The organism is Streptomyces luomodiensis (assembly GCF_031679605.1).
In the GTDB taxonomy this organism is placed as follows: Bacteria; Actinomycetota; Actinomycetes; order Streptomycetales; family Streptomycetaceae; genus Streptomyces; species Streptomyces luomodiensis.
On the sequence record NZ_CP117522.1, the window covers coordinates 7,094,818 to 7,113,543 of the forward strand.

Consider the following 18,726-nt stretch of genomic DNA (forward strand, 5'->3'; position numbering starts at 1 on the left):
CGAGGTCCGAGGAGGGAGCCAGCGATGATTCTGCTCCGTCGCCTGCTGGGTGACGTGCTGCGCCGGCAGCGCCAGCGCCAGGGCCGTACTCTGCGCGAGGTTTCCTCGTCCGCCCGGGTGTCGCTCGGCTATCTGTCAGAGGTCGAGCGCGGTCAGAAGGAAGCCTCATCCGAGCTGCTGTCGGCGATCTGCGACGCCCTGGAGGTGCGGATGTCGCAGGTCATGCGAGAGGTCAGTGATGAGCTGTCGCTCGCCGAACTGGCCGAGTCGGCCGCGTCCACGAGCGAGAAGGTGCCCGCTCCGATGCGGCCCGTGCTCAATCCCGTCTCCGTGACGTCCGTGACGGGTGTCCCGGACGAGCGGGTGACCATCAAGCCGCCCAAGGAAGCCGTGGACGTCGTGGCGGCTTGAGAAGCCCACACCTGAAGTTCTTCGAGGCCCCGGCCGGTAGCCATACCGGCCGGGGCCTCGATGTTTGTCCGGCCGGATTCGGGTCACCCAGCATGGAGAGAGGTAACCAAGGGGGGCCAAACGGTCGAACAGGAGGAAGTGGATGACTGTGGTCAGGAGCCCGCTGTCGGAGGAGAACCTCAAGGTCGTCGGTGACGCGCTGCAAGGCGCCCTGGTCGATCTCGTCGACCTCCACCTGGTGGGCAAGCAGATCCACTGGACGGTCGTGGGCCCGCGGTTCCGCACGATTCATCTACAGCTCGACGAGGTCGTGGCAACGGCCAGGGAGCACGCCGACACGGTGGCGGAGCGGGCCTCGGCGCTCGGGCTGCCGCCGGACGCACGGGCCCAGACGGTCGCCGCGACCAGCGCTGTCGACGCGGTCAAGGACGGCTGGACCGATGACACGCAGGCCATACGGACGCTCGTGGACGCGCTGGGAGCGGTGATCGCGCGGATGCGGGAGCGCATCGACGCGACCGACGCACCCGACCCGGTGACGCAGGACATTCTCATCGAGGTCACCCGTGACCTGGAGAAGCATCACTGGATGTTCCAGGCCGAGAACGGCGGTCAGCGAGGCTGAGGCGGAATCGGGTATTCGGACCTTGAGCGAGCTGAGATCGGTCCGGACGCCCGATCCCGCGCGGTCTTTCCAGCTCTTCGCCCGGTGTCCCGGCCCGTCGGCCCGCTCTGGGTGCGCCGCATGGCCCGGCTGGGCAGACTGGGGGGAGCGCGAATGTCCGACACGCGCCGACGTGCCTCCTGTGCGCCCTCCCGCCGTGTGCGAACAGGCGTCTAGCGTCGCCCGAAGGAGGCAGTCATGGCAGCCGTCGGAGGGGCCGACTCCCAGGGCCGAAGGCCGGTCCGCTGGGTGCTCGCGCTCGCTCTGGGTGGTGTCTGGTGGTGGTCCGTGCTGCGGCTGGCGGTGCAGCCAGGGGAGGCCGGGCCGGTGGAGGGGGCGTTCGCGGTCGGCGGCTGGGGGCTGAGCCTGCTGCCGGTGCACTGCGGACCCTCACCCGGAAGAAGAGGCGGCTCACGCAGGGGCGGCCCCCCAGGTCAGGACAGGGCGGGCCGCCGCGGCTCCGGCTGGCAGGTCGGGCACCAGAAGGTCGAGCGCTCCTGATCCGCAGGGCCCTGGCCCGCGGCGCGCAGCGGCGTACCGCAGCGCCGGCAGGGCCGCCCCGGGCGCCCGTACACCCACAGTCGGCGGTCGGAGCGCGGCTCGGCCGTGGTGACCCGGGCGCGCCGGTTCCTGTTGACCTCCAGGAGCCTCTTCGCGTGGGCCACCAGGCGTTCGGGAGCGGACATCTCGCCGATCGGCAGCCAGGGCGACACGCGCAGCACGAAGCACAGCTCGGACTTGTAGACATTGCCGATTCCGGCGAGGTTGCGCTGGTCCAGCAGCGCTTCGCCCACGGGCCGGGACGGATCCGCGAGCAGCCTGCGCAGCGCCTCGTCCGGATCCCAGTCGGGCCCCAGGAGGTCGGGCCCGAGATGGCCGACGACCCGGTCCTCGTCGCTGGTGCGGAGCAGTTCCAGGACGGGGAGGCGGTAGCCGACGGCGGAGTGCTCGGCGGTGGCGAGGATGGCCCGGATCTGGTGGTGCGGGCCGCCACGCCATCGCTCGTCCGGCCCGTACACCCGCCATGCGCCGTCCATTCGCAGATGGGAGTGGAGGGTCAGCCCGCCCTCGACACGGGTCAGCAGATGTTTGCCGCGCGGGACGACCTCGAGGACCCGGCGGCCGGTGAGGTCCGCGGTCGCCAGGCGGGGGACCCGCAGGTCACTGCGGATGAGCGGGGGACCGGCGAGGGCTTGGTGAAGGCGCTGGGCGGTCTGCCAGACGGTGTCTCCTTCGGGCATGGCATCCATGATGCCCGCGGGCGATGGCAGACGGGAGCGCCGTCGGACAGGGTGCTCCTCCCGCGGGCTGTTGGCGGGGCAGGGAGCCGCACGCGCCAGGGGGGCCGTATGGGGCTCGCGGCGCTGCACGGGCGGGGCGGCCGCAGGGGGCGGGGTGTGGCGCGGGTGCCGAGCGCGCACTGCACGGGGTGTCGTATGCGCGCAGAAGCCTTCGCCGATCAGGGACGCAGCCGGAAGCCCCGTGGCGTCGGGTGGAAGCCCGCCGATTCCAGGAGCTTGCCCGTCGGGGACGAGAGCGCCTGGCCGCCGTTGACCCGCTCCACGGTGACCGAGCCGAGCGCGCCCGCGCGGGCGGACTCGGCCAGCGCCTCCACCGCCGCCCACAGCCGGGCGTCGTCCTCCGGGGAGGCGGCCTCGGCCTCGCCCGCGGGCCAGGCGAGCAGGGTCTTGCCGCCCCGCTCCATGTAGAGCGTCAGCTCACCGTCGACGAGCACCACCATCGCTCCCGCCTTACGCCCCGGCCGGTGGCTCGCGTCGGCGGGCGGATCGGGCCAGGGGAGCGCGGCGCCGTAGGCATTGGCCGGGTCGGCCGCGGCGAGTACGACGGCGCGCCGGGACTCCCGCCGCTGTCCGTCGAAGGCGGGGGCCGCCGCGCGATCGCGGGCCGTGCTGACCGCGCGCAGCCGGTCCACCGCGCCGTCCATCGCGAACTGCGCGGCGCCGAGCCCCTCGACCACATAGCCGCGGCGCGCCTGGCCGGTTTCCTCGAACGCGGACAGCACCCGGTAGGCGGCGGAGAAGCCGCCCTCGACCCCCTCGGCGGCGACCGCCCCGCGGGTGACCACCCCGTGCCGGTCCAGGAGGGTGCGCGCCAGGGCGTGGGCACGGTGGGTGGGCTCGGGCTCGCGCTCCGGCAGCAGGGACCAGCGCCCGGCGACGGTGGGCGGGCCGTTGCGCGACGCCGTGGGCCGGCCGGTGCGGCCCGTAAGGCCGCCGTAGCGCCCCCGGGGGACCGTGCGCTTGGCGCGGTGAGCGGTGGAGCCGGCCGTACGGCCCGAGCCCAGCAGGGAGCGCAGCGGGGCGAGGGTGTCGCCGGTGACCCGGCCGGCCCAGACCAGGTCCCACAGGGCCTCGGCGAGCTGCGGGTCCTGGAACTCGTGACCGGCGGCTCGGGCCTGGTCGGCGATCTGCCGGAAGAACAGCCCGTACCCCCCGGCCAGGGCGTCGAGGACGGCCCGGTGGAGAGGGCCCGCCTCGAGCGGATGCGGGGTGTGCAGCAGCAGCGGCGCGGTGTCCGCCAGGTGGAGGGTGACCCAGCCGTCTTTTCCGGGCAGCGCTCCCGCCCCGGCCCAGACGACCTCCCCGGAGGCGGTGAGCTCGTCGAGCATCGTGGTGGTGTAATCGCTCACCCGGGACGGCAGGACCAGCTTCTCCAGGGCCGACGCGGGGACGGGCGCGCCCTGGAGCTGCTCGATCGCGCGCACCAGCCCGTCGATACCGCGCAGGCTGTGGGTGCCCAGATGCTGCCACTGCGGAAGGAAGGCGGCGAGTGCCGAGGGCGCCACGGGCTCCAGCTCATGGCGCAGCGCGGCCAGGGAGCGGCGCCGCAGCCGGCGCAGAACGGCCGCGTCGCACCACTCCTGGCCCACCCCCGAGGGGTGGAACTCGCCCTGGACGACGCGGCCGCTCGCGGCGAGGCGGTGCAGGGCGCCCTCGGTGACGGCCGTGCCGAGGCCGAAGCGGGCGGCGGCCTGTGCCGAGGTGAACGGGCCGTGGGTGCGGGCATAGCGGGCCAGCAGATCGCCGAGGGGGTCCTTGACCGGCTCGGTGAACGCCTCGGGGACGCCGACCGGCAGCGCCGTGCCGAGCGCGTCCCGCAGCCGCCCCGCGTCCTCCACCGCGGCCCAGTGGTCCTCGCCCGCGATCCGGACCCGGATGACGCGCCGGGCCCCGGCCAGGTCATCCGCCCACCCGGGCTCGGCGCCGCGCTCGGCCAGCTCGGCGCCGGTGAGCGGGCCGAGCAGCCGCAGGACGTCGGCGACCCCCTCGGCGTCCTTGACCCGGCGGTCCTCGGTGAGCCACTGGAGCTCGCGCTCCAGCTCGGCCAGGACGTCGGCGTCGAGCAACTCGCGCAGCTCGGCCTGGCCCAGGAGCTCGGCCAGCAGCCGCGAGTCGAGGGAGAGGGCGGCGGCGCGCCGCTCGGCGAGCGGGGAGTCGCCCTCGTACAGGAACTGCGCCACATAGCCGAAGAGCAGCGAGCGGGCGAAGGGCGACGGCTCGGGGGTGGTCACCTCCACCAGCCGGACCCGGCGGGCCTCGATGTCGCCCATCAGCTCGGTGAGGCCGGGGACGTCGAAGACGTCCTGGAGGCATTCGCGGACGGCTTCCAGGACGATCGGGAAGGAACCGAACTCGCTGGCCACCTGGAGGAGCTGCGCGGCACGCTGGCGCTGCTGCCACAGCGGGGTGCGCTTGCCGGGGTCGCGGCGGGGCAGCAGCAGGGCGCGGGCGGCGCATTCCCGGAACCGGGAGGCGAACAGCGCCGAGCCGCCGACCTGATCGGTGACGACCTGGCCGATCTCGCCCTTGTCGAAGGCGACGTCGGCCGCGCCCACCGGGGACTGCTCGGCGTCGTACTCCACGCCCTGGCGCATCGGGTCCGCGTCGAGGAGGTCGAGACCCATCAGATCGGCGTCCGGCAGCCGCAGCACGATGCCGTCGTCGGCGTGCATGACCTGGGCGTCGATGGCGTACCGCTCGGCGAGGCGGGCTCCCAGGGCGAGCGCCCAGGGGGCGTGGACCTGCGCGCCGAACGGGGAGTGGACCACCACGCGCCAGTCGCCCAGCTCGTCGCGGAACCGCTCGACGACGATCGTGCGGTCGTCCGGCACATGTCCGCAGGCACGGCGCTGCTCGTCCAGATAGCCGATGACGTTCTCGGCGGCCCAGGCGTCCAGACCGGCGGCCAGCAGCCGCAGCCGGGCGTCCTCGGGCGCCAGGGCGCCGATCTCCCGCAGGAAAGCGCCCAGGGCTCGGCCCAGCTCCAGGGGGCGGCCGAGCTGGTCGCCCTTCCAGAAGGGCAGCCGGCCGGGGACGCCGGGGGCGGGGGAGACCAGGACGCGGTCGCGGGTGATGTCCTCGATCCGCCATGAGGTGGTGCCCAGGGTGAACACATCGCCCACCCGGGACTCGTAGACCATCTCCTCGTCGAGCTCGCCGACCCTGCCGCCGCCCTTTTTGGTGTCGGCGCCCGCCAGGAAGACACCGAAGAGCCCGCGGTCGGGGATGGTGCCGCCGGAGGTCACCGCGAGCCGCTGCGCCCCCGGGCGCCCGGTGACCGTATGGGCGACGCGGTCCCACACCAGACGCGGCCGCAGCTCGGCGAAGGCGTCGGAGGGGTAGCGGCCCGCGAGCATGTCGAGGACCGAGGTGTACGCCGACTCCGGGAGCGAGGCGAACGGTGCGGCGCGGCGGACCAGGGCCAGGAGCTCGTCCACGTCCCAGGTGTCCATGGCGGTCATGGCGATCAGCTGCTGGGCGAGCACGTCCAGCGGGTTGGCGGGCACCCGCAGCGATTCGATGGCACCTTCGCGCATCCGCTCGGTGACCACCGCGGCCTGCACCAGATCGCCGCGGTACTTCGGGAAGACCACGCCGGTGGAGACCGCGCCCACCTGGTGGCCGGCCCGGCCCACCCGCTGCAGACCGGAGGCCACCGAGGGCGGCGACTCGACCTGGACGACCAGGTCCACCGCGCCCATGTCGATGCCGAGCTCCAGGCTGGAGGTGGCGACGACGGCGGGCAGCCGGCCGGCTTTGAGGTCCTCCTCCACCAGCGCCCGCTGCTCCTTGGACACCGAGCCGTGGTGCGCGCGGGCCAGCAGCGCCGGCGCGCCCCGGGCCGCGCCGGCCTCGGCCATCAGCTCGGCGGGGGAGTGGTCCTCGGGCAGGGCCTCTCCGGTGGCCCGCTCGTAGGCGATCTCGTTCAGCCGGTTGCACAGCCGCTCGGCCAGGCGGCGGGAGTTGGCGAAGACGATGGTGGAGCGATGGGCCTGGACGAGATCGGTGATCCGCTCCTCCACATGGGGCCAGATCGACGGCCGCTCGCCCGCCTCCCCCTCCTGGGCCGGGGAGCCGCCCAGCTCGCCCAGGTCCTCCACGGGCACGACCACCGACAGGTCGAACTCCTTGCCCGACGGCGGCTGGACGATCTCCACCTTGCGCCGCGGCGACAGGAACCGCGCCACCTCGTCCACCGGCCGCACGGTCGCGGACAGGCCGATGCGCCGGGCGGGGTGCTCGAGCAGCTCGTCGAGGCGCTCCAGGGACAGCGCGAGATGGGCGCCGCGCTTCGTCCCCGCGACGGCGTGGACCTCGTCCAGGATCACGGTCTCCACCCCGCGCAGCGCCTCCCGGGTGGCGGAGGTGAGCATCAGGAACAGCGACTCGGGGGTGGTGATGAGGATGTCCGGCGGCCGGGCGGCCAGGGCGCGGCGCTCGGCGGGCGGGGTGTCGCCCGAGCGGGTGCCCACCCGGATCTGCGGCTCGGGCAGGCCCAGCCGGACCGCCTCCTGCCGGATACCGGTCAGCGGGCTGCGCAGATTGCGCTCGACGTCCACCGCCAGGGCCTTCAGCGGGGACACGTACAGCACCCGGCAGCGCTTCTTCGGCTCGGCGGGCGGCGGCTCACCGGCCAGCTTGTCCAGGGCCGCCAGGAAGGCGGCCAGGGTCTTGCCCGAGCCGGTGGGGGCGACGACCAGGACGTCCGAGCCCTCGCCGATCGCCCGCCACGCGCCCTCCTGCGCGGGCGTGGGCGCGGTGAAGGCACCCGTGAACCATCCGCGGGTGGCCGGGGAGAATCCATCGAGCGCCGAACGTGCCATGCCCCCCATCGTGCACCGGACCACTGACAATGGCCGGAGCCGCAGGTCAGAGGCGGTCGGGTGGAGCGCACAATGGTGCCATGGCCAACCGGGAGAGCGCGCGGCACTGGCGGTACCCCCAGCTTCCGGGCGTCGACCTGCTGCGCGCCCGCTACATCGACAAGACCTTCGTATGGCACACCCACGAGACCTTCGTGATCGCGGCGGTCACCGAGGGCGTCGAGGAGTTCCACCACCGTGGCACCGTCGAACGCACCGGGCCCGGCGGGATCGCGCTCATCAACCCGGAGGTTCCGCACACCGGACGGGCCGGGGCGCCCGAGGGGTGGGCGTACAGCGTGCTGTACCCGGCCCCGGACCTGGTGGCCGGTGTCGCCGCCGAGACGACCACGCTCCGTGGAATGGCCGGATTCCGGGTTCCCACCGTCGACGACCCCCAGGCCGCGCGGCTCGTCACAGCGGTGCACCGGGCCGCGGAGGAGGGCAACGCGCTCGCCGCCGACAGCCTGCTGCGCATCGCCCTCGTCCGGCTGCTGCGCGAGTACGGAGGCCCACTCCCCGAGCGCACGGCGCGCACCGCGGGGGCGCGAACGGCGGCGCGCGCCCGCGCGATCCTCCAGGAGCGGATGGCGGATCCGCCGTCCCTGGAGCGGCTGGCGGCCGAGCTGGGCACCGGACCCTTCGCCCTGCTGCGGGCCTTCCGCGCCGTCTACGGGATGCCGCCGCACACCTGGCTCACCGACGCCCGGGTGCGCCAGGCCCGGCGGCTGCTGGACGCCGGGAGAGCGCCCGCCGAGGCGGCCGTTGCCGTCGGCTTCACCGACCAGTCCCACCTGAACCGGCACTTCACCCGCATCGTGGGGGTGCCACCGGGCGCCTACCGCCGGGAGCGTGCAAGAACGTACAAGACCGAATCCGAAGCGGTCTCCTAACGTGCGCGATGTGCCAGAACAGATAGAGACACGAACCGATCCCGTCGCGCTCCCGGCAGACCCGGCCGTCGTCCGGGACGCCCTGGGCGTCGGCGTCGCCGTGGGACTCTCCGGCTTCGCCTTCGGAGTGACGTCGGCGGGCGCCGGACTCGGCCTGCTGCAAACCTGCGCGCTCAGCCTGCTCGTCTTCACCGGGGCGTCGCAGTTCGCCCTCGTGGGCGCGCTGGCGGCGGGCGGCAACCCGTTCACGGCCGCCGCCGGGGCGTTCTTCCTCGGGGTGCGCAACGCCTTCTACGGGCTCCGGCTGTCCGGACTCCTCGGGCTGCCGCGCGCGGTGCGCCCCCTGGCGGCCCACTGGGTCATCGACGAGACCTCGGCCGTCGCCCTCGCCCAGCCCGACCGGCGCACCGCGCGCCTGGGTTTCACCGTCACCGGGCTGACCCTGTACGTCCTGTGGAACCTCACCACGCTGCTCGGTGTCCTGGGGGCCTCCGCCCTTGGGGACACCGACGCCTGGGGCCTGGACGCCGCCGGGCCCGCCGTCTTTCTCGCCCTGCTGGCCCCCATGCTCAGCGGCACCGTCGAACGGGCCGTGGCCGCCCTCGGCGTCCTGCTGGTACTGCTCTCCCAGCCGGTGCTGCCCGCCGGGGTTCCGGTCCTGGTGGCGGCGCTCGCCGCTCCCGTCGTCCTTACGGTGCGCGGACGCGTCTCGCGCACCACGGAGCCGGGTGAGCGCCGATGATCACCTGGATAGCCATCGGCGTCACCGCGGTGGGCTGCTACCTGGTCAAGCTGCTGGGGCTCTCGGTGCCCGCCGGGGTCCTGGAGCGCCCGCTCGTCAGGCGTCTGGCCGCGCTGCTGCCCGTGGCCCTGCTGGCCGCCCTCACCGCCCAGCAGACCTTCGGCGACGGCCCACACCTGGTCCTGGACGCGAGGGCGGCCGGGCTGGGGGCGGCGGCGCTCGCGCTGGTGCTCCGCGCCCCCTTCCTGGTGGTGGTCGCCGTGGCCGTCGCCGTCACCGCCGGCGTCCGGGCCCTGTGACCGAAGGACGCCCGCCGCTCGGACCGGCCGTCCCTACGCCTCGCTCGGACGGCCGTCCGCATGCCCGCGCTCGGACCGGCCGTCCGTACGCCCGCTCAGACCGGCCGTCCGTACGCCCGCAGCGTCAGCAGCGCCTCGATGGTCGCCAGCGACCGCCACTCCAGCGCGGCCCCCGGCGTCCATGCGCGCTCGCGCGGCGGCCAACCGCCGTCCTCCTGCTGCGCGGCCACGAGTGCGTCCAGGGACCGCTCGACCTCGGCGTCGGTGAACCACCGGCGCGCCAGCGAGCCGGGCGTACGGGCGATGTCGTGTACGTGGAGGGGTTCGCCGGGGCCGTGGTCCGCCGACAGGGGGCGGTCCTGGGCGGGCTCGATGGCCGGGGCCGGCACGGGCTCGACCAGCCGCTCCTCCCGCACCCGGCGGCCGAGCCGCTCGGCCGCCGCCTCGGCGCGGGCCCGGTCCGGTGCCCCGTCGAGGAAGGCGACGGCCGCCGCGACCGTATACGGGCGCGTCATCGCGCCGCCCTCCGTCAGGGCCGTGACCGCCGCCCAGCAGAAGTCCGTGGCCCGGAACAGCCACGCGTGCCACACCTCATTGCGGTGCAGCAGCCCCACCACCGGCCCGGTGGTCAGCAGATCACCGCACCGATCATCCGCCGACGGAACCCAGTGGGCCGCCGGATAGCCGCGCAGCGAGGGGTGGCACGCGGGCAGCGCGCCGTCCGGGGTGGACACGGACGTCAGATAGCGGCACAGGCGCTCCACCCGCTGCCCGCCGCAGCGCCCGATCCCGTCGAGCACCCGTAAGGCGTGCACGGCATGCAGCGGCTGGCTCACCGGGCCGCGCAGATCCGGCTCCAGCGCGTGGCCGTAGCCTCCGTCGGCTCCCAGGTACGCGGCCAGCGCGGTCTCGACCGCCTCGGCGCCGCCGCCCAGGAAGTGGTAAGCGAATCTGCGCTGCTCCAGCACCCGGGCGGTCAGCCAGATGAACCGCTCGGCGCGGGAGAGCGCGGAGGACTCGGCCGGCTGCGCCGGATCGGCGGACCCGGGTGGGGGAACGGAGGGCGACGACGGCGAGGAGGGGAGGCGTGCGGATCGGTCCATGGACAGACCGTAGGGCGGAAGACACCCTCGGTAGGGGGCTCATGCCCGGGTGCACCCCCGGGAGCGCGATACTGGTCACATGCGGTTGACGGACTTCTGGCAGCGAATGGCGGACCACTTCGGCGCGGCGTACGCCGACTCCTTCGCGCGTGATCATGTGATGTCGCAGCTCGGCGGCCGGACGGTGCACCAGGCGCTCGAGGACGGCTGGGAGGCCAAGGACGTCTGGCGCGGGGTCTGCGCCGCGATGGAGATCCCTGAGGGCAAGCGCTGAGCGGCCCTTCGGACGCTCCGGCCGCACCAGGTTCCCGGGGTGGCCGGATTTCTTCTTCCGATGTACGCCACACTTGGCCAGTGGCCCCGACCGAAGAGACGTTCTCCCCCGACGCCGACGACACCCCGAGCGCCGCTCGGGCCTCCTCGGATTCCCCGCAACAGCCCGCGCTCATGCCGCGCTGGCTGCCGCGCGCCATGGTGCTCGCCCTCGCCCTGGTGGCCTGTTACCGGCTTGCGACCTGGGCCTTCGATCAGCTGACCGGGCTGTTGCTGAACATCCTGATCGCGTTCTTCCTGGCGCTCGCGATCGAACCGGCCGTGGACCGGATGGCCGCCCGCGGCATGCGCCGGGGGCTGGCCACGGCGCTGGTCTTTCTCGCCATCCTCATCGGCACCGCGGGCTTCTTCACCCTGCTCGGCTCGATGCTCGCCGACCAGATCATGACCATGGTCCAGGACTTCCCGCAGTACCTCGACAATCTGGTCAGCTGGATCAACGACACGTTCCACACGCATCTGTCGCGTCTGGAGATCCAGGACAGCCTGCTGCACTCCGACTGGCTCCAGAGCTACGTCAAGAACAGCGCCGACAACGTCCTGGACGTCTCCGCACAGGTGCTCGGCGGGTTGTTCAAGGTGCTGACGGTAACCCTGTTCGCCTTCTACTTCGCCGCCGACGGGCCCCGGCTGCGCCGTGCCCTGTGCTCGGTGCTGCCGCCGACCCGGCAGGTCGAGGTGTTGCGCGCCTGGGAGATCGCGGTGGCCAAGACCGGCGGCTACATCTACTCCCGCGGGCTGATGGCCCTGATCTCCGGTGTGGCCCACTACATCCTGCTGGAGGCCCTGGGCGTGCCCTACGCCCCGGCGCTCGCCGTCTGGGTGGGGCTGATCTCGCAGTTCATCCCGACCATCGGCACCTACCTGGCCGGGGCCCTGCCGATGCTGATCGCGTTCACGATCGAGCCCTGGTACGCGCTGTGGGTCCTGGTCTTCGTCGTGATCTACCAGCAGTTCGAGAACTATCTGCTCCAGCCGAGGATCACCGCGAGGACGGTGGACATCCACCCGGCCGTCTCCTTCGGATCGGTGATAGCGGGCACCGCGCTGCTGGGCGCGGTGGGCGCGCTGATCGCGATTCCGGCGACCGCGACGCTGCAGGCGTTCCTCGGCGCGTACATCAAGCGCTACGACGTGACCGACGATCTGCGGGTGCACGGGCGCACGCGGCGGCGCGGCGCGTCGGCCCTCGCGCGGATGCGCGCCGCACTGGCGCGGCGCAGTTGACACAAAAATCGAACATCCATTCTTATGGAGGCCCGGCAGGTTATCCACAGGCCGAGGACGTCCGGGCCGCTTGTCAGTGGCAGGCGCTAGCGTCATGGACGTGAAGCGATCGACTCAAGCAAACCGGGTGGGACCCATGGCAGGAACCGACCGCGAGAAGGCGCTCGACGCCGCGCTCGCACAGATTGAACGGCAATTCGGCAAGGGCGCCGTGATGCGCATGGGCGAGCGGCCGAACGAGCCGGTCGAGGTCATCCCCACCGGGTCGACCGCTCTCGACGTCGCCCTCGGCGTCGGCGGTCTGCCGCGTGGCCGGGTGGTCGAGGTCTACGGCCCCGAGTCCTCCGGTAAGACGACCCTGACCCTGCACGCGGTGGCCAACGCCCAGCGGGCCGGCGGCACCGTCGCCTTCGTGGACGCGGAGCACGCCCTCGACCCGGACTACGCGCAGAAGCTGGGCGTGGACACCGATTCCCTGATCCTGTCCCAGCCGGACAACGGCGAGCAGGCGCTCGAGATCACCGACATGCTGATCCGCTCCGGCGCCCTGGACCTCATCGTCATCGACTCCGTGGCCGCGCTGGTGCCGCGTGCGGAGATCGAGGGCGAGATGGGCGACTCCCACGTCGGCCTCCAGGCCCGGCTGATGAGCCAGGCGCTCCGGAAGATCACGGGTGCGCTCAACCAGTCCAAGACCACCGCGATCTTCATCAACCAGCTCCGTGAGAAGGTCGGCGTGATGTTCGGCTCTCCGGAGACCACCACCGGTGGCCGGGCGCTGAAGTTCTACGCGTCGGTGCGGCTGGACATCCGCCGGATCGAGACGCTCAAGGACGGCACCGACGCGGTCGGCAACCGCACCCGCGTCAAGGTCGTCAAGAACAAGGTCGCGCCGCCCTTCAAGCAGGCCGAGTTCGACATCCTCTACGGCCAGGGCATCAGCCGCGAGGGCGGTCTGATCGACATGGGCGTCGAACACGGGTTCATCCGCAAGTCCGGTGCCTGGTACACCTACGAGGGCGATCAGCTCGGCCAGGGCAAGGAGAACGCCCGTAACTTCCTGAAGGACAACCCCGATCTCGCCAATGAGATCGAGAAGAAGATCAAGGAAAAGCTCGGCATCGGGGTGAAGCCCCAGGACCCGGCGGACGCGGAGCCCACCGCGGACGCGGCCGGTGCCGCGGGCGTGACCGCCGCCGCACCGGTGAAGGCCGCGGCAGCCCCGGCGGCCAAGTCCGGGGCGAAGGCGGCCAAGACCGCCGCGGCCAAGAGCTGATCCATGACACGGCGGACCGAATGGCCGGACAGCACGGGCCGTCCGGAGCGCCCGGACCGTCCGGACAGCGGCGCCCCCTCCTTGTCGAGGGCCGAGCAGGGGCCGCCGCCCGGCCCGGAGGAGCAGGCGCGGGCGATCTGCCTGCGCCTGCTCACCGGGACCCCACGCACCCGTAAGCAGCTCGCGGACGCGCTGCGCACCCGAGGCATCCCCGAGGACGCGGCGCAGGAGGTGCTGTCCCGGTTCGAGGACGTCGGGCTGATCGACGACGCGGCGTTCGCCGGGGCCTGGGTGGAATCCCGGCACCACAGCCGCGGGCTCGCCCGGCGGGCCCTCGCCCGTGAGCTGCGCACCAAGGGCGTGGACTCCGCCCTGATCGAGGACGCGGTGGGGCAGCTCGACTCCGATCAGGAGGAGCGGACCGCGCGTGAGCTGGTCGAACGCAAGCTGAGGGCGACGCGCGGCCTGGACCGGGACAAGCGGATCCGCCGCCTCGCCGGGATGCTGGCCCGCAAGGGCTACTCCGAGGGGCTGGCGCTGCGGGTGGTGCGGCGCGCGCTGGAGGAGGAGGGAGAGGACCCGGAGCTGCTGGAGCATCACCTCCCCGACCTTTGAGGTCTCCCCGGCCCCAAAGCCCCGAGACGTCGGTGAATCCGGAGACGCTGGTCGAGCCCGAGAAGCCGGTGGCCCCGGCCGATCCAGGGACCCGGTCAGACTGGAAGAGCGGTGTCCGGCCGCGCGTCATCCGGCCCGTGTGGGGGCCGGTGCACCGGGAGGCCCGCCGCGCGCCACGCCTGGAACCCACCGATCAAGTCGGTCGCCCGCTCCAGCCCCAGCCGGCGCAGTGAGACGGCAGCGAAGCTCGACGCGTACCCCTCGTTGCACACCACAACGACCCGCAGATCGTGGTGGGTGGCCTCGGGCAGCCGGTGGTCACACTGCGGGTCGAGCCGCCACTCCAGCTCGTTCCGCTCGACGATCAGCGCTCCCGGGATGGTGCCGTCGCGCTCCCGCAGCGCCGCATACCGTATGTCCACCAGCAGTGCGCCCTGGACCTGCGCCGCCGCGGCGTCGAGGGGCTCCAGCCGGTCGAGTTCCTCACGGGCCTCGGCCAGCAGCTCGTCCACGCTCCGCTTCGTCGTGCCCATCGGGTTATCCCCACTCCTCGGGCCGCTCGATCTGCTCCAGCCGCAGGGTCTGACCGGTGCGGCTGTAACGCCGCATGAGTGGCAGCGGCGGGTAGTAGGCGTGCACCGACACCGCATGCTCGGTGGCGGACGGATTGATCACCTCATGGACATGATGCGGCCCGAAGGCGCGGCCCCGCCCGGCGGGCAGCCGCCGCTCGCGGTCCACACCGTCGGCCAGTTCGAGGGTCTTCCATCCCCCGGTCGGAATGCGCGCCGCGAGGGACTGCTCGGTCAGCTCACCGGCCGCCGAGACGAAGGCGCCATGGGAGCCGCCGTGGTCGTGCCAGCCGGTGCCGGTACCCGGAGGCCAGCCGATCAGCCAGGCCTCGCTGCCGCCCGGCCCGTCGAGGCGCAGCCAGGTGCGGCCCTCCGGATCGAGCGGAAGCGAGGCGACGAGTTCGGCGTCGGCGGCGGTCCGGCGGGCGAAGTCGAGCAGCTCCGCGGCGCTGGGCGGAGCGGCCGAGCCGACTGCGGGGTTCGCGGCGAGGTCCGTGGAGGGGCGCACGGGAGCGGGAATGGACGTGGGTACGTCGGGCACAGGGAACCGTCCTGAGTGATCGCGAAAGAGGCGCGGGCGCACCGCGCGGGGCAGAAGCGGATCAACAGAACGGACGACAGACACAGCCCGCGTAGCGGACCAGGTCCAGATGGACCCTCCGCCAGAAGCGAGGCAAGCACATGTCGGTCACGCTGCGCAGTGAATCATGCGCCGGAAAGGAAGGTCAACCTCACCGGCTCGCGCCCGGACCGTGCACGCCCGAAGAAGGACCGCGCACGCCCGCGGACGGGCCACCGCCGTCGCTGCCGCGGCGGCGGCCAGCGGCGCCCGAGCGCGAGCCGGCGCGCCTCGTCGATTCCGCACTACTGCCGCGCGCTCGCCTCCGCTGGTACGCCCCGCGCCGCGTTCCCGCCCCGGACCGCGTCCGCGCACGCGTACAGCCCGCTCGGCCGCACCCCGGACAGCGCTCCGGCCAGATGGCCGTCCGGCCGCACCAGCAGCACGGTGTGCGCCGGGGCTCCCGGATACGCCTCGGTGACCAGCAGCTCGGTCGCCAAGGGCAGCGCAGCGACGGCCGCCGCCAGCCGTGGCATCAGCCCGGCGCGCATCCAGTGGCGGCGGTCCCACACCCCGGTGCCGGGGGCGACCAGCACCACCAGCAGCTCCTTGCCGAGCCGCTCCCGCAGCCGGACGACCGAGCCGTCCGGGGCGGTCACCGGCACATCGGCGACCGGCGCCCCGAACGCCGTGCCCACCGTGATCGAGCCCTCCGGCGGCGCCGCCGGGGTCAGCGGCGAACGGTCGTAGACCGGCGGCGCGCCCAGCGGACCGCGTCCGAGGTGACCGTCGGTGAGCAGCGCGTCGTGCCCGCGCGCCCCGCCGGGTCGCACGGTGCGTCGTACCGCGCGCCAGCCGCCGGCCGCCCGTACCAGGGGCAGCGCCTGGTCCGCCGCCCGCAGCCGGGCCCCGATGGCCCCGCGCCGCTCCGCCTGATAGCTGTCGAGCAGAGCGTCCGAGGCCCCGTGATGCCAGGCGAGGGACAGCTTCCAGGCGAGGTTTTCGACGTCCCGCAGCCCTTCCTCGAACCCCTGGGTGCCGAGCGCGCCCAGCAGATGGGCGGCGTCCCCGGCCAGGAAGGCGCGTCCGACGCGCCAGCGCAGCGCGAGCCGGTGGTGCACGGTGTGCACGCCGGTGTCCAGCAGCTCATAGCGGGGCTCGGGATTCTCGCACCACCCCGCGAGGGTGTCGCGCACCCGCACCAGCAGGGCATCGGGGGTGACGAGATCGCGGCCGGGCGGCAGCAGCCAGTCGATCCGCCACAGGTCGTGGGTCAGTGGCCGGGCGGTCACCTCCGCGTCGATGCTGCGCCATGGCGGGGAGCGGTGCAGCACGGCCTCCCCGGGCCAGGGGAGTTCGGCGCGCAGCGCCGCGACGGCGTGCCGCTCGACCGCCGTACGGCCCGGGAAGCGCACGCCGAGGAGCTTGCGGACGGTGGACCGCGGTCCGTCGCAGCCCACCAGATAGCTGCCCCGCCACCAGGTGGCCTGGGCGCCCCGGGTGCGCACACCGACCCCGTGGTCGTCCTGCTCCAGGCTGTCGAGCCGGGTTCCGGAGACGATGCGGACGAGATCCTCGTCGCCGATCGCGGCCAGCGAGTCCCGCAGCGCCCGGGTGAGCTCATGCTGGGGCAGATGCAGGGGTGAGGGCGTCGGAGCCGGTGCCGACTCGCCCTCCGGCCCGTCTCCCCCGGGGAGGTCCGTGGCCTCCGTAAGGCCGCCGCCCCAGCCGCCGCCGGTGCCGCGCTCGTCGCCGAAGAGGCCGCCGGGCGTGAGGGGCAGCTGCCGTACCAGCTGCCGCCGCCGCATCGTGCGCCATCCGGTCCACGGCCGCGCACGGGCGGTGACCCGGCAGCCCAGCCGCTCCAGCAGGGCAGCGGTGTCCGGCCGCAGCACGACGGTGCGGGCGAGACGGCTCTCCTCGTCGCCCGTGGACTCGTCCAGCAGGATCACGGGCACCTCGAGGCGCGCGAGGGCGAGGGCCAGGGTGAGGCCGACCGGGCCCGCCCCGGCGACGATCACCGGGTCCACGGTGCGGTTCCGGTAGCCCTGTGGGTCGTACGTGACGTACGGAAACTGGCAGTTGAAACCCGGTGAGCGATCACAGAAAGCATGCAACCCACTGCCGCTGCCCGCGTCAAGCGACGAAGGGCGGTGGCGCGCACGCCACCGCCCTGGTAAGGGTCTCGTTCTTCCGCCCGGCCCCCGGGACGGCCCCTCAGTTCGCCTTGCCGGCGGACGCGTCGTCCGGCACGGAAGCCGCGGGCTGGTCGACGACGTCGAGCGCGTCGGCGGCCGCGAGCGGCTGGCCGGCGTCCGCCACCCGGATGCCGGTCTTGGCGCGCCGGCCGCGCCGCTCGATCCAGGTGGCGAGGGCGGAGAGGGCCAGGCACATCGCGATGTAGATGGCACCGCCGACGATGATCACCGGAACGTAGGGGTTGTCGTCGTTGACGACGATGTTGCCGGCCAGCTGCTGGAGCTGGAACAGCAGCTCCTGGTAGGTGATCACATAGCCGAGCGAGGTGTCCTTCAGGGTGACCACCAACTGGCTGATGATGGTCGGCAGCATCGCCCGTACGGCCTGCGGCACCAGAACCGTCATCATGACCTGGGTCTTGCGCATGCCCAGGGCGTACGCGGCCTCGCGCTGGCCCTTGGGCACCGCGTTGATGCCCGCCCGCAACACCTCGGCCTGGACCGAGCCGTTGTAGACGGTCAGCCCGATGACCAGGGCCCAGAAGCCGGTGTTGTCACCGCTGAGGCCCAGGTCTGACCGGTAGGTCAGGAAGAGCACCCACAGCACGTAGATGGTGATCAGCAGCGGGACGGCCCGGAACAGCTCGATGAAACCGGTCGCGAACCAGCGCACGGCCTTGTGGTCGGAGAGTCGGCCGACCGCGAGCAGCACCCCGAGGAGCAGCGAGAGGACCGCCGCGACCGCGAACACCTTCAGGGTGGTGAGCACACCGTCGCGGATGCTGGTCCGCACCCCCGCGTAGTTGAAGATGTCCCACATCTCGGGCGCGAACTGCCCCTTGGCGTTCAGCCGCACCACGGCGAAGACGATCAGCCCGAGGACGGCCAGGGCGCCGACGACGGAGAAGATGCGGTTGCGGACGCGGGCCTTGGGGCCGGGCGCGTCGTACAGGACGCTCGAGCTCATCGGGCCACCTCCAGGCGGCTCTCCAGCAGCCGGAAGAGACCGCTGATGGCGAAGGTGATGACCAGGTAGCACAGCGCGATCCACAGGAAGATCCAGCCGATCGCGAAGCCCTTGTCACTCAGCAGCTTCGAGACATTGAACAGTTCGGTGTTGCTGAACGCCCCGGCAATGGCCGAGTTCTTGGTGAGCGCGATGAAGATGCTGCTCATGGGCGGGATGACGGTCCGGGTGGCCTGGGGGAGGACGATCATCCGCAGGGTCTGGAAGAAGGTCATCCCCAGGCTGCGGGCGGCCTCCGCCTGGCCGAGCGGCACGGTGTTGATACCGGACCGCACGGCCTCGCAGACGAAGGACGACGTGTAGCAGCCCAGCGCTCCCGTCGCGAGAACGAAGGGGCTCGTTCCCGGGAAGAAGATCTGCGGGATCACGAAGAACGCGATCAGGAACAGCAGGGTCAGCGGGGTGTTGCGCAGCAGGGTGACCCAGGCCGTGCCGAATGCCCGCAGCGGCGGTATGGGGGACACCCGGAAGCCGGCTATGACAATGCCCAGGACGAGAGCGAGCGCCGCACTGGCCGCCGTGAGGGAGAGGGTTCCCAGGAACCCCTCACGGAACTGGGGCAAATGATCGAGGAGTACGTTCATCGATTCTCCGCGGTAGCGGTCAGGTCAGCGGCGTGCGGAGCGCACCGGCTTCGAGGCGAA

At 72.9% G+C, this 18,726-nt stretch carries 19 protein-coding genes; 10 read left to right on the forward strand and 9 right to left on the reverse strand.

All coding sequences use genetic code 11. The annotated features are described in order from the left end of the window. Positions 1-24 precede the first annotated feature (24 nt). The 3 genes from PS467_RS29975 to PS467_RS29985 all read left to right on the forward strand — a co-directional run bounded on the left by PS467_RS29975 (position 25) and on the right by PS467_RS29985 (position 1,576). The gene (locus PS467_RS29975; RefSeq protein ID WP_268974781.1) at positions 25-411 is read left to right on the forward strand and encodes a helix-turn-helix domain-containing protein; all 387 of its coding nucleotides are present in this window, start codon (positions 25-27) and stop codon (positions 409-411) included. Between the two features lie 142 nt (positions 412-553). Further along, positions 554-1,036, forward strand: coding sequence for a Dps family protein (locus tag PS467_RS29980; RefSeq protein WP_268974782.1), 483 nt, complete (start codon positions 554-556; stop codon positions 1,034-1,036). A gap of 237 nt (positions 1,037-1,273) precedes the next feature. Beyond that, positions 1,274-1,576: a hypothetical protein gene (locus PS467_RS29985; RefSeq protein ID WP_311037831.1), complete on the forward strand. Its 303-nt coding sequence runs from the start codon at positions 1,274-1,276 to the stop codon at positions 1,574-1,576. Here PS467_RS29985 and PS467_RS29990 read toward each other — a convergent pair. Then, positions 1,510-2,316, reverse strand: coding sequence for a DNA-formamidopyrimidine glycosylase family protein (locus PS467_RS29990; RefSeq protein ID WP_311037832.1), 807 nt, complete (start codon positions 2,314-2,316; stop codon positions 1,510-1,512). The two genes, PS467_RS29985 and PS467_RS29990, sit on opposite strands and share 67 nt — an antisense overlap. A gap of 218 nt (positions 2,317-2,534) precedes the next feature. Next, positions 2,535-7,199, reverse strand: a complete 4,665-nt coding sequence (locus PS467_RS29995) for an ATP-dependent helicase (RefSeq protein ID WP_311037833.1) — start codon at positions 7,197-7,199, stop codon at positions 2,535-2,537. 80 nt (positions 7,200-7,279) lie between these two features. Here PS467_RS29995 and PS467_RS30000 point away from each other — a divergent pair, with 80 nt between their 5' ends. Genes PS467_RS30000 through PS467_RS30010 form a run of 3 tightly spaced genes read left to right on the forward strand, consistent with a single transcriptional unit; the run spans position 7,280 to position 9,172 of the window. Beyond that, a complete protein-coding gene (locus PS467_RS30000) occupies positions 7,280-8,131 on the forward strand; it encodes an AraC family transcriptional regulator (protein WP_311037834.1) in 852 nt (283 codons plus the stop codon). A 1-nt stretch (position 8,132) separates the two neighbouring features. Beyond that, a complete protein-coding gene (locus tag PS467_RS30005) occupies positions 8,133-8,873 on the forward strand; it encodes an AzlC family ABC transporter permease (RefSeq protein ID WP_432280648.1) in 741 nt (246 codons plus the stop codon). Beyond that, positions 8,870-9,172 (forward strand): AzlD domain-containing protein, encoded by a 303-nt coding sequence (locus PS467_RS30010; protein ID WP_268974788.1) that lies wholly within the window; start codon positions 8,870-8,872, stop codon positions 9,170-9,172. The genes PS467_RS30005 and PS467_RS30010 overlap by 4 nt, the downstream gene beginning before the upstream one ends. A gap of 95 nt (positions 9,173-9,267) precedes the next feature. On the opposite strand, the gene PS467_RS30015 is transcribed toward PS467_RS30010, so the two are convergent. Beyond that, complete coding sequence (locus tag PS467_RS30015; protein ID WP_311037836.1) at positions 9,268-10,275, reverse strand: hypothetical protein; 1,008 nt, start codon at positions 10,273-10,275, stop codon at positions 9,268-9,270. Positions 10,276-10,354: 79 nt separating this feature from the next. Here PS467_RS30015 and PS467_RS30020 point away from each other — a divergent pair, with 79 nt between their 5' ends. The 4 genes from PS467_RS30020 to recX all read left to right on the forward strand — a co-directional run bounded on the left by PS467_RS30020 (position 10,355) and on the right by recX (position 13,726). Continuing rightward, a complete protein-coding gene (locus PS467_RS30020; RefSeq protein ID WP_268974790.1) occupies positions 10,355-10,549 on the forward strand; it encodes a DUF3046 domain-containing protein in 195 nt (64 codons plus the stop codon). A gap of 80 nt (positions 10,550-10,629) precedes the next feature. Then, a complete protein-coding gene (locus PS467_RS30025) occupies positions 10,630-11,835 on the forward strand; it encodes an AI-2E family transporter (protein ID WP_432280649.1) in 1,206 nt (401 codons plus the stop codon). A gap of 136 nt (positions 11,836-11,971) precedes the next feature. After that, positions 11,972-13,111 (forward strand): recombinase RecA, encoded by a 1,140-nt coding sequence (gene recA, locus PS467_RS30030; RefSeq protein WP_311037837.1) that lies wholly within the window; start codon positions 11,972-11,974, stop codon positions 13,109-13,111. Positions 13,112-13,114: 3 nt separating this feature from the next. Further along, entirely contained in the window at positions 13,115-13,726 is a 612-nt protein-coding gene (recX, locus tag PS467_RS30035) for a recombination regulator RecX (RefSeq protein WP_268974793.1), read from the forward strand. 95 nt (positions 13,727-13,821) lie between these two features. On the opposite strand, the gene PS467_RS30040 is transcribed toward recX, so the two are convergent. The 6 genes from PS467_RS30040 to PS467_RS30065 all read right to left on the reverse strand — a co-directional run bounded on the left by PS467_RS30040 (position 13,822) and on the right by PS467_RS30065 (position 18,666). Then, positions 13,822-14,259: a rhodanese-like domain-containing protein gene (locus tag PS467_RS30040; protein ID WP_311037838.1), complete on the reverse strand. Its 438-nt coding sequence runs from the start codon at positions 14,257-14,259 to the stop codon at positions 13,822-13,824. 4 nt (positions 14,260-14,263) lie between these two features. Next, positions 14,264-14,806, reverse strand: a complete 543-nt coding sequence (locus tag PS467_RS30045) for a cupin domain-containing protein (RefSeq protein ID WP_311037839.1) — start codon at positions 14,804-14,806, stop codon at positions 14,264-14,266. A 94-nt stretch (positions 14,807-14,900) separates the two neighbouring features. After that, positions 14,901-14,981: a putative leader peptide gene (locus PS467_RS30050; RefSeq protein WP_311039996.1), complete on the reverse strand. Its 81-nt coding sequence runs from the start codon at positions 14,979-14,981 to the stop codon at positions 14,901-14,903. Positions 14,982-15,162: 181 nt separating this feature from the next. After that, on the reverse strand, positions 15,163-16,887 hold the full coding sequence (locus tag PS467_RS30055; protein WP_311037840.1) for an FAD-dependent monooxygenase: 1,725 nt from the start codon (positions 16,885-16,887) through the stop codon (positions 15,163-15,165). A gap of 187 nt (positions 16,888-17,074) precedes the next feature. Further along, on the reverse strand, positions 17,075-18,022 hold the full coding sequence (locus tag PS467_RS30060) for an amino acid ABC transporter permease (RefSeq protein ID WP_311037841.1): 948 nt from the start codon (positions 18,020-18,022) through the stop codon (positions 17,075-17,077). Beyond that, the gene (locus PS467_RS30065) at positions 18,019-18,666 is read right to left on the reverse strand and encodes an amino acid ABC transporter permease (protein ID WP_311037842.1); all 648 of its coding nucleotides are present in this window, start codon (positions 18,664-18,666) and stop codon (positions 18,019-18,021) included. The genes PS467_RS30060 and PS467_RS30065 overlap by 4 nt, the downstream gene beginning before the upstream one ends. Positions 18,667-18,726: the final 60 nt, after the last annotated feature.

Coding starts and splice junctions, on each gene's coding strand:
- PS467_RS29975 (WP_268974781.1), top strand. CDS start 25: ATGATTCTGCTCCGTCGCCTGCTGGGTGACGTGCTGCGCCGGCAGCGC.
- PS467_RS29980 (WP_268974782.1), top strand. CDS start 554: ATGACTGTGGTCAGGAGCCCGCTGTCGGAGGAGAACCTCAAGGTCGTC.
- PS467_RS29985 (WP_311037831.1), top strand. CDS start 1,274: ATGGCAGCCGTCGGAGGGGCCGACTCCCAGGGCCGAAGGCCGGTCCGC.
- PS467_RS29990 (WP_311037832.1), bottom strand. CDS start 2,316: ATGCCCGAAGGAGACACCGTCTGGCAGACCGCCCAGCGCCTTCACCAA.
- PS467_RS29995 (WP_311037833.1), bottom strand. CDS start 7,199: ATGGCACGTTCGGCGCTCGATGGATTCTCCCCGGCCACCCGCGGATGG.
- PS467_RS30000 (WP_311037834.1), top strand. CDS start 7,280: ATGGCCAACCGGGAGAGCGCGCGGCACTGGCGGTACCCCCAGCTTCCG.
- PS467_RS30010 (WP_268974788.1), top strand. CDS start 8,870: ATGATCACCTGGATAGCCATCGGCGTCACCGCGGTGGGCTGCTACCTG.
- PS467_RS30015 (WP_311037836.1), bottom strand. CDS start 10,275: ATGGACCGATCCGCACGCCTCCCCTCCTCGCCGTCGTCGCCCTCCGTT.
- PS467_RS30020 (WP_268974790.1), top strand. CDS start 10,355: ATGCGGTTGACGGACTTCTGGCAGCGAATGGCGGACCACTTCGGCGCG.
- recA (WP_311037837.1), top strand. CDS start 11,972: ATGGCAGGAACCGACCGCGAGAAGGCGCTCGACGCCGCGCTCGCACAG.
- recX (WP_268974793.1), top strand. CDS start 13,115: ATGACACGGCGGACCGAATGGCCGGACAGCACGGGCCGTCCGGAGCGC.
- PS467_RS30040 (WP_311037838.1), bottom strand. CDS start 14,259: ATGGGCACGACGAAGCGGAGCGTGGACGAGCTGCTGGCCGAGGCCCGT.
- PS467_RS30050 (WP_311039996.1), bottom strand. CDS start 14,981: ATGTGCTTGCCTCGCTTCTGGCGGAGGGTCCATCTGGACCTGGTCCGC.
- PS467_RS30060 (WP_311037841.1), bottom strand. CDS start 18,022: ATGAGCTCGAGCGTCCTGTACGACGCGCCCGGCCCCAAGGCCCGCGTC.
- PS467_RS30065 (WP_311037842.1), bottom strand. CDS start 18,666: ATGAACGTACTCCTCGATCATTTGCCCCAGTTCCGTGAGGGGTTCCTG.